Annotated in this window: 13 protein-coding genes; 5 read left to right on the top strand and 8 right to left on the bottom strand. The window is 48.4% G+C overall.

Annotated elements, in window-relative coordinates; translation table 11 throughout:
* The first annotated feature begins 80 nt into the window (after positions 1-80).
* The 4 genes from FHN83_RS27370 to FHN83_RS27355 all read left to right on the top strand — a co-directional run bounded on the left by FHN83_RS27370 (position 81) and on the right by FHN83_RS27355 (position 5,429).
* Positions 81-1,046: a LacI family DNA-binding transcriptional regulator gene (locus FHN83_RS27370; RefSeq protein WP_045332106.1), complete on the top strand. Its 966-nt coding sequence runs from the start codon at positions 81-83 to the stop codon at positions 1,044-1,046.
* Between the two features lie 68 nt (positions 1,047-1,114).
* Positions 1,115-2,848 (top strand): glycoside hydrolase family 13 protein, encoded by a 1,734-nt coding sequence (locus tag FHN83_RS27365; RefSeq protein ID WP_062779822.1) that lies wholly within the window; start codon positions 1,115-1,117, stop codon positions 2,846-2,848.
* 59 nt (positions 2,849-2,907) lie between these two features.
* Entirely contained in the window at positions 2,908-4,536 is a 1,629-nt protein-coding gene (locus tag FHN83_RS27360; RefSeq protein ID WP_139565664.1) for a PTS transporter subunit IIBC, read from the top strand.
* Positions 4,537-4,622: 86 nt separating this feature from the next.
* Positions 4,623-5,429, top strand: a complete 807-nt coding sequence (locus FHN83_RS27355) for an endonuclease/exonuclease/phosphatase family protein (protein ID WP_073971254.1) — start codon at positions 4,623-4,625, stop codon at positions 5,427-5,429.
* A 36-nt stretch (positions 5,430-5,465) separates the two neighbouring features.
* On the opposite strand, the gene FHN83_RS27350 is transcribed toward FHN83_RS27355, so the two are convergent.
* Positions 5,466-6,163 (bottom strand): IS1 family transposase gene (locus FHN83_RS27350; RefSeq protein ID WP_223289738.1). Its coding sequence is split into 2 segments (ribosomal slippage): positions 5,466-5,914 and positions 5,914-6,163, totalling 699 coding nucleotides; the frame shifts between segments, so codons are not numbered across the junction.
* Between the two features lie 49 nt (positions 6,164-6,212).
* On the opposite strand from FHN83_RS27350, the gene FHN83_RS27345 reads away from it, so the two are divergent.
* The gene (locus FHN83_RS27345) at positions 6,213-6,944 is read left to right on the top strand and encodes a peptidoglycan DD-metalloendopeptidase family protein (protein WP_077228014.1); all 732 of its coding nucleotides are present in this window, start codon (positions 6,213-6,215) and stop codon (positions 6,942-6,944) included.
* A gap of 33 nt (positions 6,945-6,977) precedes the next feature.
* Here the strand turns inward: FHN83_RS27345 and FHN83_RS27340 are convergent, their stop codons facing one another.
* The 7 genes from FHN83_RS27340 to silC form a co-directional block, all read right to left on the bottom strand.
* Positions 6,978-7,175, bottom strand: a complete 198-nt coding sequence (locus tag FHN83_RS27340) for a DUF2933 domain-containing protein (protein WP_000843497.1) — start codon at positions 7,173-7,175, stop codon at positions 6,978-6,980.
* Positions 7,176-7,215: 40 nt separating this feature from the next.
* Entirely contained in the window at positions 7,216-9,687 is a 2,472-nt protein-coding gene (gene silP, locus FHN83_RS27335; RefSeq protein ID WP_139565663.1) for an Ag(+)-translocating P-type ATPase SilP, read from the bottom strand.
* 97 nt (positions 9,688-9,784) lie between these two features.
* Positions 9,785-10,225, bottom strand: coding sequence for a DUF411 domain-containing protein (locus tag FHN83_RS27330; RefSeq protein ID WP_002436620.1), 441 nt, complete (start codon positions 10,223-10,225; stop codon positions 9,785-9,787).
* Between the two features lie 86 nt (positions 10,226-10,311).
* Entirely contained in the window at positions 10,312-13,458 is a 3,147-nt protein-coding gene (gene silA, locus FHN83_RS27325; RefSeq protein WP_103793516.1) for a Cu(+)/Ag(+) efflux RND transporter permease subunit SilA, read from the bottom strand.
* Positions 13,459-13,468: 10 nt separating this feature from the next.
* Positions 13,469-14,761 (bottom strand): Cu(+)/Ag(+) efflux RND transporter periplasmic adaptor subunit SilB, encoded by a 1,293-nt coding sequence (gene silB / locus FHN83_RS27320; RefSeq protein ID WP_042946269.1) that lies wholly within the window; start codon positions 14,759-14,761, stop codon positions 13,469-13,471.
* A 113-nt stretch (positions 14,762-14,874) separates the two neighbouring features.
* The gene (gene cusF, locus FHN83_RS27315) at positions 14,875-15,228 is read right to left on the bottom strand and encodes a cation efflux system protein CusF (RefSeq protein WP_001246153.1); all 354 of its coding nucleotides are present in this window, start codon (positions 15,226-15,228) and stop codon (positions 14,875-14,877) included.
* A gap of 28 nt (positions 15,229-15,256) precedes the next feature.
* Positions 15,257-16,642 carry a Cu(+)/Ag(+) efflux RND transporter outer membrane channel SilC gene (silC, locus tag FHN83_RS27310; protein ID WP_000475503.1) on the bottom strand — a complete coding sequence of 462 codons (1,386 nt, stop codon included), beginning with the start codon at positions 16,640-16,642 and terminating at the stop codon, positions 15,257-15,259.
* Positions 16,643-16,644 lie beyond the last annotated feature (2 nt).

The following is a 16,644-nucleotide window of genomic DNA, read 5'->3' as shown; positions in this document are numbered from 1 at the left end:
CCAAGTGACTCAACTCTGAATTCTGTATCTTGAAGTCACTTGGAGATATGGCAATAGTGCATTATTGAAGGAAATAGGTAATGAGTAAAAAAATGACCATGGCTGAGATTTCAAGGCAGCTTGGAATTTCAACAATGACTGTGTCGCGTTACTTTAATGGCGGTTATGTCTCGGAAGAGAACCGCCTTAAAATTGATGCCATCGTCAAAGAGAGTCATTACACGCCTAATATATTTGCTCGCTCCATTCGTAGCCAATCCAATATTATTGGTTTCATCGCGCCTCGTATTGAGTCATATACGACCAGTTTAGTGATTAAAGGGGCGCTGGCTGCTGCCAATGAATCACAAGTACGAATGCTGTTTCATGCCACAGGGTTTAACCATGAGTCAGAATGCCAAGCTGTGAGAGAGTTTAACGGCTTAAATGCATTGGGCACGATTATTATTGCGTCAAAGCACAGTGTCGAAGAGACTTTTTATCGAACCTTAGACAATGTGGTATTTATTGGCAAAAATACCCCCCACCATTGCTGTTTATATTACCCCGATCATGCAGCGATTAAAGCCCTCGTCTCCCACACCATCACTCAGTTAAAACAGCAGCAGGCACCGCTGGCTGCCGTACATTATATTTATGATGAGCGTATGCTTTCTAGCCGCACTAAGTTGATGCAAGCCACTATTACCGACACCGTCCCTGAGTTGAATTTATCACTACAAGCCCTAGCCAACTCGGAGGACAAAGCTGGCTATCAGGCCGTTCAATTACAGCCTAATCATGTCTACTTTTGTGCCACCGATAATATTGCCATTCGTTTATATCGTCGCGCCAAAGAACAGCAACTCAAGATCGGTCATAACGTATGGATTGTAGGCATGGGTGACTATGACTACAGCGATTTGTTAGTCCCGAGCCTGACGACTGTCGCTTTTAACTACTATCAAGTGGGCTACCAAGCTGTCAAAAAATTGCTCAAGCGCGATTTCAGTTCTGTTGAAGGCACATTCGACATAAAGATGAGAGAAAGCTCACAATTCCTCTGAAATTGTGTTGAGTCCAAATCGGTTCTACTTAACTATATATGTTAACGATAACACATATAGTATAACCGATGACACTCGCTCCTAATATGCACTCAAAACCACTCGCGTGGTGGAAGAAAGCAACCGCCTACCAAATTTATCCCCGTAGTTTTTATGATACAAACCAGGACGGTATTGGTGACATCAATGGCATCATTGCTAAGCTCGATTATCTTGCTGATTTGGGCATTGATTTAATATGGATTTGCCCATTCTATGCATCACCTAATGATGATAACGGGTACGATATTAGTGACTATCAAGCGATTCATCCTGACTTTGGAACCCTTGAGGATGTGGATGAACTAATCAGTGCTGCTCATAAACGTGGCATTCGCATTATTATGGATTTAGTGATCAACCACACTAGCGACGAGCACCCATGGTTCATTGAATCTCGAGATAACAAAAATAGCCCTAAGCGCGATTGGTATATTTGGCGTGATGGTTGTGAGCCTACCGCTGAAAAACCGACTTGCGACCCAAACAACTGGGAAAGTATTTTTCATGGCAGCGCATGGGAATATGATAAAAAAACTGCACAGTACTACTTGCACCTATTTTCAAAAAAACAACCTGATCTGAATTGGGAAAATCCTGAAGTTAAACAAGCACTATTTAAAATGATTTATTGGTGGTTGGAGCGTGGTATTGATGGCTTCCGTGTGGATGCAATTAGCCATATTCAGAAACAACCAGGTTTACCTTCTTTACCCAATCCAAAGGGTGAAAAGTATGTCTCTTCGTTTGATTATCATATGAATGTGGCAGGGATTGAAAAACATCTGCATGAGTTAAAAGAGCAGGCGTTTGATCCCTTTAACATAGTGACAGTTGGTGAGGCTAATGGGGTGACTGCCGACAATGCATTACTTTGGGTTGCCGAAGCGACCGAGCACGATCAAGGCGGTGTTTTCAACATGATTTTTCAGTTTGAACACATGAAGCTATGGTCGGAAGAACAAAGCAACGTGCCTTTAGATCTAGTGGAGTTCAAACGCATTTTATCGCGTTGGCAAGATGCATTAGAAGGTAAAGGCTGGAATGCGCTTTATTTAGAAAACCACGATCAAGCTCGTAGCATTGATACTTTTGCCGACCCTACCTCTAGGTATGCCAGTGCTACCGCGTTAGCGAGTTGTTATTTCTTGATGAAAGGAACTCCGTTTATTTATCAGGGCCAAGAGATTGGTATGGTAAATCATCAGTTTACTTCTCTTGATGAATTTAATGATGTGTCTGCTAGAAATTTAATTCAAAAGCTATCTCAACAAGGTCAAAGCGATGCAGACATCTTAGCCTTGTTAAATCAAGTATCTCGCGACCACAGTCGCTTGCCAATGCAATGGAATGCGCAGGATTTTGCCGGTTTTTCTGAGGTGCAACCTTGGTTCTCCGTCAATCAACAGTACGCAGATATCAATGTTGAGCAACAACAGAAAGATCCAAATTCGATTTTGAGTTTCTATAAGCAGCTGATTGCTCTGCGTAAGTCAAATGTAAGTTTAGTGGTTGGCCGCTATCAATTGCTGCTACCTAACGACCCTAATATCTATGCTTATCAACGTGTTGCACAAGATATGACATGGACCATTATTACCAATTTAAGTCCACAAGAGAGCATCGTTGATATCGACCGCATGCAATTAGGCGAGTTAATGCTTGATAATCAGAATGTCAACAATGAACACGTTCGCTCAGATTTTATAGCGACGCAAATTGCCCCACCTTATGCTGCGTATATATTTGCAAGAAAGCACTAAATTATATTTATCGCAGGGCCTTGATAAGGCTACCCTGCATTTAAACCAAGGAATCATTTATGAGTCAGTTACTATCTTTTGATTTTTGGCAACGATTTGGGAAATCCCTTATCGTTGTTATCGCGGTGATGCCAGCCGCTGGTATCATGATATCACTCGGTAAAGTTGTCGCAATGTATGCTGGTGGTATTGGTGCCATTGAAACACTAGGCGCTATTATGGAAAACATAGGCTGGGGGATCATAGTTAATCTTCACCTATTATTTGCTGTCGCTATTGGTGGATCATGGGCTAAAGAACGTGCAGGAGGAGCATTTGCCGCGCTGATCGCCTTCATCTTAATTAACCGTATCACTGTGGTTATATTAGGCGTGGATAACGCTATGCTCAGTGATCCCGAGGCGGTTGTGATGAGCCTATTTGGTTCTGAGCTACCTGTCTCTCAATTCTTCACTAATATTTTGGGTGCTCCTGCTCTAAATATGGGTGTGTTTATCGGTATTATGTCTGGCTATTTAGGTGCCAACTTATTTAACCGTTATCATGACTTCGCTCGCTTACCTCAGGCATTAGCATTTTTCAACGGTAAGCGTTTTGTACCTTTTGTTGTTATTTTCTATTCGATGATTATTGCGTTTGCTTTATCAATCGTATGGCCTTTAATTCAAGGTGCGCTTAATGATTTTGGTCAATGGATTGCAACCTCTAAAGACACTGCGCCGATCACTGCTCCTTTCTTGTATGGTACGTTAGAGCGCTTATTACTGCCATTTGGTTTACACCACACTTTAACTATTCCAATGAATTACACCGAGTTGGGTGGTACTTATGAGCTTTTAACAGGGGTGAATGCGGGGGCAAGTGTTTATGGTCAAGATCCACTATGGCTTGCTTGGGTTAGCGATTTAAATAATCTTAAATTAAGCGATCCGACAACTTACCAACATCTATTAGATACGGTGCATCCAGCACGTTTTAAAGCGGGCCAAGTTATTATCGCAGCGTCTTCATTGATTGGTATTGGACTTGCGATGTATCACTGTGTTGATAGTGATAAGCGCGCACAATACAAGCCAATGTTTTTATCTGCGTGTCTTGCTGTGTTATTAACCGGTGTGACAGAGCCTATTGAATTCATGTTTATGTTTATTGCTCCTGTTTTGTATGTTGCGCATGCGGTATTAACAGGGATTGCATTTGCGTTGGTCGATGTGATGGACCTACGTATACATGCCTTTGGTTTGATTGAGTTACTCACTCGTATACCTATGATGGTTTCAGCGGGAATCGGTGGTGATTTGGTTCGCTTCGCATTGGTTTCTATTGTTTTCTTTGGTGTTAACTATGGATTATTCCGTGTGCTCATTGTCAAATTTAAATTGCCAACACCGGGCCGTATGGGTAACTACCTCGATGAAAGTTCAGAATCCATGTCAGAAGATGAGAAGATGGACATTATTATTCAGAATTTAGGTGGCCGTGCCAATATTGTTGAGATTGATGCTTGTATGACTCGCTTGCGCATTACAGTTAATGACCCGCAGTTGGTTGCTGAATATGCATTATGGAAGCCGACAGGAGCACTTGGTGCTGTAATTAAAGAACAGGGAGTACAAGTTATTTATGGTCCAGGAGTGGATGTCATTAAATCTAGATTAGTTGAGAAGTTTTCAGCACAACCTGCGTAATTCATTCTCTACCCTAGATAAAATAACCTCGAGAAACGCAGCCTTGAGCTGCGTTTAACTCGCTACAATGAATAAGTGAATAATAAATGAAGTTAATGACGCTAAATACCCATAGTTGGCAAGAAGAGAAACAACTAGAAAAGTTGGATGTGGTAGCGCAAGCCATTATCGAGCAAGGGTGCGATGTCGTTGCATTACAGGAAGTGAATCAACATCAAAATAGCTCGGCTGTTGATGCCAATATATTAACTAATCACACCGTGCTCGCTGATAACTATGGATATTTATTACAGAAAAAACTCATGGAATACGGCTATCACTACCAACTTACATGGGATTTCGTTCATCAAAGTTATGACGTATATCAAGAGGGACTGGCATTCTTGACGCGACTGCCGATTGTCGAGCATGAGGTCATTGACCTAAGTGATAACTATGATGTGAACTTTTGGAAACATAGGCGAGCAGTGCGTATTAAGGTCACTTCTCAACGAGGTGATTTCAATCTTTATAATTGTCATTGCGGCTGGTGGAGTGACTCAGAGAGCTCATTTGAGGACCAGTTCAACAGAATAAAGGCAACATTATCAACAGAGTTGAGCTTTCTATTAGGCGATTTCAACAACCCAAGCCATATACGCAATGAAGGTTATGATTATGTATTACAGTGCGGTTTGATAGATTGTTATGAAATAGCAGAAATAAAAGACTCCGGAACTACTGTAATTAAAAATATTGACGGTTGGGAACAAAATAGCCAAGCGCTACGCATTGATTTGGTTCTTAGTAATCAACCGATGGTGGTAAAGCAGCATCAGGTGATTTTTAATAACGATTTTTATCCGGTTGTATCGGATCACTTTGGGGTTCTGGTGGAAGTAGACATTATTTAATGTTTATTCATAGACTAAACCGGTAATGACTCCAACTTACTGATAGTGTTTTATGTTCAGATAATGCCCGATGACCTTGTCATGCAGCTCCACCGATTTTGAGAACGACAGTGACTTCCGTCCCAGCCTTGCCAGATGTTGTCTCAGATTCAGGTTATGTCGCTCAATGCGCTGAGTGTAACGCTTGCTGATAACGTGCAGCTTTCCCTTCAGGCGTGATTCATACAGCGGCCAGCCATCCGTCATCCATACCACGACCTCAAAGGCCGACAGCAGGCTCAGAAGACGCTCCAGTGTGGCCAGAGTGCGTTCACCGAAGACGTGCGCCACAACCGTCCTCCGTATCCTGTCATACGCGTAAAACAGCCAGCGCTGACGTGATTTAGCACCGACGTAGCCCCACTGTTCGTCCATTTCAGCGCAGACAATCACATCACTGCCCGGTTGTATGCGCCAGGTTACCGACTGCGGCCTGAGTTTTTTAAGTGACGTAAAACCGTGTTGAGGCCAACGCCCATAATGCGTGCACTGGCGCGACATCCGACGCCATTCATGGCCATATCAATGATTTTCTGGTGCGTACCGGGCTGAGAGGCGGTGTAAGTGAACTGTAGTTGCCATGTTTTACGGCAATGAGAGCAGAGATAGCGCTGATGTCCGGCAGTGCTTTTGCCGTTACGCACCACGCCTTCAGTAGCGGAGCAGGAAGGACATCTGATGGAAATGGAAGCCACGCAAGCACCTTAAAATCACCATCATACACTAAATCAGTAAGTTGGCAGCATTACCGATGTCGTAAAAGAAAATGCCTACCTTTCAGCCACCCGCTCGGGGCTGGAATCGAACGAGATCGCTACTCTTCAGCGCTCCTTGCCTTCCCGGTTTAATCTGCGGCATTTGAAAAAAAATGAATCATTAAAACTCGTACTGCAAAAGAAAGCGGGAAAATCACGTGTCGTGGCCTATAAATTTACGTCCGGTTCATTTAATTACACGGCGTATCGTATATCAGATAAAAAGTTCTATAACCTTTCCGATACTTCCGGGAAAGGCAGTCTCGATTATCCGTTACCGGCCACAGCAAGACTCAGTTCGCCTTTCAATCCTGCAAGACTTAACCCGGTATCGGGAAAAGTGAGTCCCCATAATGGCATTGATTATTCCATGCCCATGAACACGAAAATAGTCAGCGTCATCGACGGAAAAATCACCCGGGCCGAATACAACAGTACCATGGGATATTTTGTTGAAGTAACGGGAAAAGCCGGTGTTAAAACTCGCTATCTCCACCTCAATAAAATACTCGTTACTAAAGGGGCCAGGGTTACCCGGGGAGACGCTATTGCGTTATCCGGTAACAGCGGACGTTCATCCGGTCCTCATCTGCATTACGAGCTGGTCATCAATAACAATCCTGTTAACTCACTGGCGTTCCGGGCAGCGGCACCCGCTGATAACAAACTTGAACAGCATGCCTTTGCGCATGCCAGAGACTACGAACGATACCTGGACTGATAACGGGGCCGCGACGCGGCCCCGTCTGCCGGATTAATTTTTTTTATCGTTTTCACTTCCTTGATGTTGATGATCTCCATGCCCTCCGTGGCCGTGGAAAAGATGCATTAGCGGGCAGACCAGCAATAACAGATATGGCCAGTAACCTGCCACATGTGACCAGTGTTCGCGCAGGAGGGCAAATGCCGCGATCGCGGCGACAGCAATAAGCGCATAGGTGGTACTTTTCATACTGGACTCCTTCTGTTCGTAACAGCCCCTTCACTCAGTGTTATTTCCCGAGCCTGACACTTTTCAGACGCAACGCATTCACAATGACGCTGACGGAGGAAAGAGCCATGGCCGCCGCCGCAATAACTGGCGACAGCAGTATTCCATACACAGGATAAAGCAGACCTGCAGCCACAGGCACGCCAAGTGCGTTGTAGATAAATGCAAAAAACAGATTCTGTCGGATATTTTTCATGGTGATTTCTGACAGATGACGGGCCCTGTTCAGTATCATCAAGTCGCCTTTGAGAAGGGTGACTCCGGCACTTTCAATTGCCACATCTGTACCCGTTCCCATGGCTATACCCACGTCAGCCGCTGCCAGCGCCGGGGCATCATTCACACCGTCTCCGGCCATCGCAACCACATGGCCAGACGCTTTCAGTCGGGTTATCACTGCTTTTTTGCCATCCGGCAGAATCCCGGCTTCAACCTCATCTATTCCCAGTTTCCGTGCGACTGCTTCAGCGGTAAGCTGGTTATCCCCGGTGAGCATAACGATGCGGATCCCCGCCTGACGCAAAGCTTTAAGCGCATCCGGCGTGGTTGCTTTCACGGGATCCGAGATAGCTATCAGGCCTGCAAGGTGCCCGTCTGTGGCCACATAGATAACGGTAGCGCCTTCCATCCGCAACGTATCCGCAACGGCCTTTTGATTATCAATAACGATACTGTTTTCCTGCATAGCCAGTTCATTACCAATAACAACCCGTTGACCTTCGACATCGCCTGAGACACCTTTACCCGACGGCGCATTGAAATGAGTGACTGCGGGTATTGCGATCCCCTTTTCCTGTGCTGCTTTAACTACTGCCATACCCAGCGGATGCTGCGAGCCTTTTTCCACTGCGGCCGTTACACGCAAAAGAGATGTTTCCCCACCCGGATTGAGACTGATAATCCCTGTCACCGTCGGCGAACCTTCCGTGAGCGTGCCTGTTTTGTCGACAACCAGCGTGTCCACTTTTTCAAGACGCTCAAGGGCTTCGGCATTCTTGATTAACACCCCGGCCTGGGCGCCTTTGCCCACCCCCACCATTATCGACATCGGCGTGGCCAGCCCCAGCGCGCAGGGACAGGCAATAATCAGGACCGACACAGCCGCAATGAGACCGTGCGCCATCCTGGGCTCGGGCCCCCAGACAGACCAGATCATGAAAGCAACAACCGCGATAAGTATCACCAGAGGAACAAACCAGCCTGAAACGCTGTCAGCCATTCTCTGGATGGGGGCCCGCGAACGCTGTGCATCAGCGACCATCTGAACAATTCGTGAGAGCATCGTTTCATCACCGACTTTCTCTGCACGGATGATAAGACTACCTGTCTGATTAATGGTCCCCCCGATGACAGGGTCACCCTCCGTTTTGGTAACAGGCATAGATTCCCCGGTCACCATCGATTCATCAACGGTTGTTTTGCCTTCGACCACGATACCGTCGACCGGAATACTCTCTCCAGGTCTGATGCGGAGCTTATCGCCAGGCAGGACATCTTCCGCATTAATATCCGTTTCATGACCGTCATGATCCAGCCGTCTGGCGGTTTTGGGGGCAAGGTTCAGAAGCGCAGTAATGGCGCCTGAGGTTTGTTCCCGTGCCCGCAGCTCAAGAACCTGTCCCAGCAGAACAAGCACCGTAATAACTGCTGCGGCTTCAAAATAAACGGCCACCAGGCCATCCATGTTTCTGAACGATGCAGGAAACCAGGAGGGGAAGACGGTTGCAATGACGCTGTAAACCCAGGCTACGCCGGTCCCCATTGCAACAAGGGTAAACATATTCAGGGAGCGGTTACGTAACGACATTACGGCCCGGGCGAAGAATGGCCAGCCACACCACAACACGACAGGGGAGGCCAGAAGCAGCTGCAGCCATGTGTTGTACTGTGGCGGTACTGTATTCCTCAAGTCGGGAAACAGATGAGATCCCATTTCGAGTACCAGAACCGGAAACGCCAGCAACAACCCCAGCCAGAAGCGTCTTGTCATGTCGCGAAGTTCATCACTCGTCCCCGTGGATGCCGTAGCTACGAGCGGCTCCAGTGCCATTCCACAGACAGGACAGCTTCCGGGACCACTACGGCGTATCTCCGGATGCATCGGACATGTCCACACACCTTCAGAAATCTCTTTCTCCGCCTGGCGGTGAGACTGTTTTATCTTATCAGGGCTGACTTCATGGTGGTCGTGGTGATGGTGATGTTCACTGGCATCTTCGGTAAAATAATGATCGGGATGGGCTTTAAATTTGCTCTCACAGCTGGCGGAGCAGAAATAAAGCTGATGGTCCTGGTATCGAATGCTGCTGTGCGCCTTGTCAGGCAGGATGACCATCCCGCACACGGGATCTCTCACCTTATGCAATGCGTGACTCTCGTCCGGGGATGATGTCTGCTCAGAAGCAGTCTGGTTGTTATGTTCCACTGCATTGTCATTTTTCACAGTAACTCTCCTTATGCATATCTGAAGCATTTTCTGTCTTCAGGATATGTCATGGATGCGATTACCACGAATGCCGCCGGCATAAGAGTGCCTGCTGCCGGCGTCCCGTTATCAGCCGTTCCGCTGACTATTCGATTCGCTGGAAGACTTTTTTACTGCCCTCCGGTGAGAATGCGATAACATCGTAAGCCTCTTTTCGGGCCCCCATCTCCATTCCCGGACTTCCTGCTGGCATACCGGGGGTGGCGAGACCGTATATACCCGAACCAGACTGCATGGCCTTATGTATCGTTGCCGCAGGCACATGGCCTTCAATGATCAAATTACCTACAACCGCGGTATGACAACTTCGTAGTCCAGCAGGAACAGCATGCTTTTCTTTCAGGGCTGACAGCGCCTGATCATTCATGACGTGAGTTCGCACTTCGAACCCGTCTTTTTCCATCGCTTTGCCCCACAGGGAACAACAGCCACAGTTTTCAGATTTGTACATATCAATGACTTTTTCACTCGCCATTGCAGGCAGTGACAGGCCGAGAGCCAGGGCCATTAGAACCACTTTTTTCATACTCACCTCTGTATATTATCGATATAAACCCTGACGTCAGGGTGAATCAGTGCAGAAGGACGCCCACTGGGGGCGCCCTTTCAGGGTTATGACACGCTTTTTTTATGTCTGCGCAGCCAGATTAATTTGTAGGCGGCAGGAATAATGAACAGGGACAGCAGCGGAGCCGTGATCATCCCACCAATCATTGGCGCAGCAATACGGCTCATGACTTCTGAACCTGCGCCGGTTCCCCAGAGTATTGGCAGCAGACCCGCAATGATCACCGCCACGGTCATGGCTTTCGGCCGGACACGCAGTACGGCACCATGATAGAGGGCTTCATCAAGACCTTCCGGTGTGAACGTCTCTTTACGGGACAATTCCGGGTGCGCTTCAATGGCATGACGCAGATACATCAGCATGACCACGCCAAACTCTGCTGCCACCCCGGCCAGGGCGATAAACCCGGTTCCGGTCGCCACTGACATATGGAAGCCCTGCCAGTACAGGAACCATATTCCGCCAACCAGGGCGAACGGCAGGCTCATCAGGATCAGCAGGGCTTCGTCAACCCGGCGGAATGCCAGATACAACAGGATGAAAATGATCATCACCGTCATCGGCACCATCAGCTTCAGTTTCTTGTTGGCATGCTCAAGCAGTTCAAACTGTCCGGAGAATGCCACACTGGTTCCCGGTCTCAGTTTCACTTTCTCGCTGATGGCCGTCTTAATGTCGTTAACCACCGACACCATGTCCCTGCCGCGGGCATCAACATAAATCCAGCTGGCTGGCCGGGCATTTTCGGTTTTCAGCATGGTTGGTCCAGAAACGACTTTAATATCGGCAACATCGCCCAGTGTGATCTGCTGCTTCATCGGGGTCAGGATCGGCATCTGTTTCAGCGCCTGCGGACTGTTGCGGTAATCCTGTGGGTAACGAATGTTAATAGGGTACCGGGCCACGCCTTCCACCGTTTCCCCTACCGTCGCACCGCCGATGGCTGATGAGACGAACAGCTGGACATCACCTACTGTCATCCCGTACCGGGAAGCTTTTTCCCGGTTAATGTCCACATCAATGTAACGTCCACCTTCCAGTCGCTCAGCCAGGACAGACACCACACCCGGTACCGTTTTGGTTACCGCCTCGATACTCTGCGCCGTCGCGTCGATATCGGACAGAACAGTCCCGGACACTTTGATACCTATCGGGCTTTTGATCCCGGTTGAGAGCATATCAATACGGTTACGGATAGGCGGCACCCAGAGGTTTGCCAGACCCGGTAAACGGACTGTCCTGTCGAGTTCATCAATAATCTTGTCAATTGTCATGCCGGGACGCCACTGATCCTCAGGTTTGAGCTGGATCGTGGTTTCCACCATTTCGAGCGGCGCGGAATCCGTTGCGGTCTCTGCTTTACCGGTCTTGCCAAATACAGAAGCCACTTCAGGAACGCTTTTGATTAACTTGTCTGTTGTCTGCAGGAGCGCTGCAGCTTCTGCCGGAGAGACGCCAGGCAAGGTCGACGGCATATACAGCAGATCGCCCTCGTTAATCTTCGGCAGAAATTCACCGCCCACCTGACTCAGTGGCCAGATAACCGTGAAAATGGACAAGGCCGCAACCAGCAGGGTTGTTTTTGGCCAGTGGAGGACCCGCAGCAGCAAAGGATGATACGCTTTGATCAGCACCCGGTTCAGGGGGTTACTTGTCTCGGCAGGAATTTTCCCCCGGATCCAGAATCCCATCAGAATAGGAATGACGATGATGGCCAGTGCGGCCGCTCCCGCCATGGAGTACGTTTTCGTGAATGCCAGCGGGCCAAACAGACGACCTTCCTGCCCTTCCAGGGTAAAGATAGGAATAAAGGACAGGGTGATGATCAGCAGGCTAATGAACAACGCGGGTCCCACTTCCACGGAGGCGTCGGTAATCACCTTCCAGCGGGTGGCGTTGTCAATCTGCTCACCCGGATGCTGATGATCCCACTCCTCAAGCCGTTTGTGCGCATTTTCAATCATCACAATGGCGGCATCCACCATCGCACCGACGGCAATCGCTATCCCTCCCAGCGACATGATATTGGCGTTCAGTCCCTGGAAGTGCATGACGATAAAGGCGATACACAGGCCAAGCGGCAGAGAGATAATCGCCACCAGGGCAGAACGTACGTGCCACAGGAACAGAGCACAGACGATGGCCACCACGATAAACTCTTCCAGAAGTTTGGAACTGAGGTTATCAATCGCCCGGTCGATTAACTGGCTGCGATCGTAGGTGGTCACGATTTCAACGCCTTCCGGCAGGCTGGCCTTCAGCGTCTCCAGTTTATCCCTCACTGCCGTGATAACGTCGCGCGCATTTTTACCCGACCGCAGGATCACCACGCCGCCAGCGACTTCTCCCTGGCCGTTCAGCTCGGCAATACCACGCCTCATTTCGGGCCCGGTCTGCACGCGGGCAACATCCCGCAGATAAACCGGCACGCCGTTCTCACCTGTTTTCAGGACGATGTTATTAAAATCATCAATGCTCTGAAGATAACCGCTGGCACGGACCATATACTCCGCTTCGGCCATTTCAACGGATGAGCCACCGGCCTCCTGGTTAGACGATTCAAGTGCCTGTTTCACTTCGGGCAGGCTGATACCGTACTGGGACAGTTTTACCGGATTGACCTGAATCTGGTACTGTTTCACCACGCCGCCAACCGAAGCGACCTCAGCCACGTTCGGGATGGTTTTCAGCTCAAATTTCAGGAACCAGTCCTGCAGAGAGCGCAGTTCTGAAAGGTCGTGTTTTCCGTTGCGATCGACAAGGGCATATTCAAATATCCAGCCCACTCCCGTGGCGTCCGGGCCGATTTCAGAGCTCACACCCGCAGGCAGTTTGCCCTGAACCTGATTCAGGTATTCCAGCACGCGCGAACGGGCCCAGTACAGATCGGTGCCGTCTTCAAAAATGACATACACATACGAATCACCGAACTGTGAAAAGCCACGCACGGTTTTTGCGCCAGGTACGGACAGCATGGTGGTGGTAAGCGGATAGGTGACCTGGTTTTCTACAATCTGCGGGGCCTGTCCGGGATAGCTGGTTTTAATAATGACCTGCACATCTGACAGGTCAGGCAGCGCATCGACCGGCGTGTTAATTATCGTCCATGTGCCCCAGATGCTGAGAAACAGTGCGCCCATCATGACCAGGAAACGGTTGGCGACAGAGCGCCGGATAATCCATTCAATCATCGTCGTCTCCTCAGTGCCCTGAATGCATATTTACAGGCTGCTCAGACATTGCTGGCATACTGTTTTCTGTTTTTTCAGGGTGGCGCATACGTTCCAGCGCGCCCGTAATATTGGCTTCGGAGTCAATGAGGAACAGGCCACTGACCACCACGGTATCGCCTTCATTCAGGCCGGAGCCAATGCCGGACTGTTGCTGTGATTCATGCAGAACGTGGATCTGTTTCGGCACAAACTTGCCTTCATCATCAACAGTAATCACGCGCTGTTCTTTGCCGGTATCGATAACGGCCTGGCTTGGTATCAGCAGCATCTCCTGGCTCCTGGTATTCAGTTTCAGATAGGCATTCATGCCCGGCTTGAGAAACTCATCCTTATTAGAAACCTGGAGACGGACCTGAAGCGTACGGGTTGTCTGATCCACGCTGGGAAGAATGTTCCATTTTTCGACATGGAATGTTTTATCCGGATAAGCCGGTACCGAAATTTCAAACTGCGACGTATCTTTCAGCAGATATGCGATAGATTCTGGCACTGCAGCGCTGATCCAGACCGGGTCCATCCCCTGAATCTGAGCCACTACTTTATCTTTCGAAATATTCATTCCGGTGCGCAGGTCAAACGCAGTAATGACACCATCAATAGGTGCTTTAATGGTAAAACGGGTCTGGATTGTGCGGGTTGAACGCAGCCTTTGAATATCCTCTTCCGGCATACCAGCCAGACGAAGTCGCTCCAGAACCCCTTTTATCTGGGTTGACGTACCGCCTGTACCGGATAACAGCAGGAACTCACTTTGTGCCTCAACCCATTCAGGAATGGTGATATCGATAAGCGGAGTGCCTTTCTTCACATGATCGCCAATCGTCAGGGGATACACTTTTTCGACGAAACCGTCAGAGCGCGCCTGCACAATGACAAACTGATACTCGTTGTAACTGACATTAGCCGGGATTGTCTGAGAATAATTCAGCATTCCTCGCGTGACTTTTTGCGTTTTTAATCCCAGATTCTGAACCTGCGTTGGATCGATACGGATCCCGCCACTGCTTTTATCGCCGCTTTCATCAGCATATTTTGGCACCAGGTCCATATCCATAAAGGGAGATTTTCCGGGTTTATCAAATTTGGTATCCGGTTTCATCGGGTCATACCAGAAAAGTACCTTTCGCTCCGGTGCCTTTTGTTCGGTTTGTACTGTTTTTTGTGATGAGTTTACATACTGCCAGGCAGTAACCGATATCAGCCCTCCTGCTATGAGGCTGCTGATAATTATTGCAGCATATTTTATCTTTAAAGAAGCCATACAATTTCTCGCTGAAAAATCAAAACACCTGGCATATGCGCCCGATCATTCATTCACAGTAATCCCTTAATGAATGTTCAGGCGCACTGGATGTATTCGCTCCGGACTGATAATCAGGATTGCGTAACGTTAATGCTTTTGAGTAAGGAGATATTGCCCTGCTGAATAAACGAGAAATCGACATGGTTGCCGGTTTTCAGGGCATTGATAGCGTCGTCTGCATTAACAAAAGTGAAGCGCATGGTCATTGCAGGCCAGCCCACAGCAGGGATTGCTTCGTGCGAAATGGTAATCTTTTTACTATTCATATCAATGTCTTTAACGACACCGGTGCCCTTGATAACCTGCTGTACCGAAGCATCACTGGCAGCATTCATATCGCCATGCTGATGTGTTTCAGCATGAAGACCGGCAGAAAACATGACAGAGAAGGCACCAAATAAAACGGCTTTAAGTGAATTACGCATTTTTAATTTCCTGATTAATTAAATAAATTTACTCTACCCAACCGCCACCCAGCGCGGTAAACAGATTAATTTCGTTAACCTGTCGGGAATAGGTAAGATCGAGAATGGTTTGCTGCGTAGCGAAGAGGGAACGTTCTGCATCCAGCACTTCGATGTAACTGACAGCACCACTTGCATATAATCCTCTGGCACGCTGGAGAGTTATCTGAAGTGAATCAAGATAACGCTGCTGTGACTCAAGTTGCTGGCTAAGGCTGTCGCGCAGCGCAAGCGTGTCGGAAACATCCTTAAAGGCTGACTGAATTTTTTGTTCGTAATTAACCACCGATTGTTGCTGGCGAATTTCAGCCAGCTTCAGATTGGCTTTATTCCTGCCAGCATTAAAAATAGGAATTTCAATTTTAGGGATAAAATTCCACATTCCACTTCCTGACGTAAACAGGCTGGACAGCTCCGTACTGCTTGCGGAAAGACCACTGGTCAGGGTAATGGAGGGGAAAAAGGCCGCTCGCGCTGCGCCAATATTGGCATCAGCCGCTTTCAGCTGATATTCCGCTTCCATAATATCCGGTCGCTGCAGCAAAATTTGTGAAGATAGATTTGGTGGCAATTTTACTGGTGCGATCTCCCCGCCTTTCATCCCTTTTTCTGACGGAAGTGCGCGGTACGTTCCCAGCACCAGTTGCAGGGCATTGTTTGCCTGAGCCAGATCGCCTTCTCGTTTGGCTATTTCGGCGCGGGTACTTTCGATTTGTCCTCTCGCCTGTTCAAGTGCCAGAACGTTCGTACTCCCGGTCACGAGCTGTTGCTCAACGAAAGCATAGGACTGTTCATAATTTTTCAGCGTTTCCCGCGCAATACGGAGTTGTTCGTACGCCAGTTGCTGGCTGAAATAGCTCTGTGAAACGTTGGAGACCAGCAGGATGTGTACGGCCCGACGGGCTTCTTCGCTGGCAAAGTAGTTCTGGCGGTCAGCATCACTCATGTTCTTAAGTTTGCCGAAAAAATCGAGCTCATAGCTGAGCTCCAGTCTCGCGTCGTACTCCTGTGTGGTCGGCTTGTCACCTTTCAGACCACCGCTGTATGTTATCCCGGATGAGGCATTCAGCTGGGGATAACGATCTGCATCCGTGACGTTGAACTGGGCTCGGGCCTCTTCAACCTTCAGGGCAGCCATTCTCAAATCACGGTTATTAGTCAGAGCTTCACCGATCAACCGGGTAACCTGGGGATCGACAAAAAAGTTACGCCAGCCCGTATCCTGATAGCCATTTACCGCTGGCGTCAGGCTGTTATGGGACAGTGAAAACTGCTGGGGTACCGGTGCTGCGGGCCGCTGATATTCAGGCGCAAGCGACACGCAGCCTGCCAGGATGAATATCGTGCTAATGCTGAGTAATTTTAATTTGAACATAA

Origin of the sequence: Leclercia adecarboxylata (genome assembly GCF_006171285.1) — a bacterium.
Lineage (GTDB): Bacteria > Pseudomonadota > Gammaproteobacteria > Enterobacterales > Enterobacteriaceae > Enterobacter > Enterobacter barmai.
This window is presented reverse-complemented; position numbering and strand designations above follow the sequence as displayed.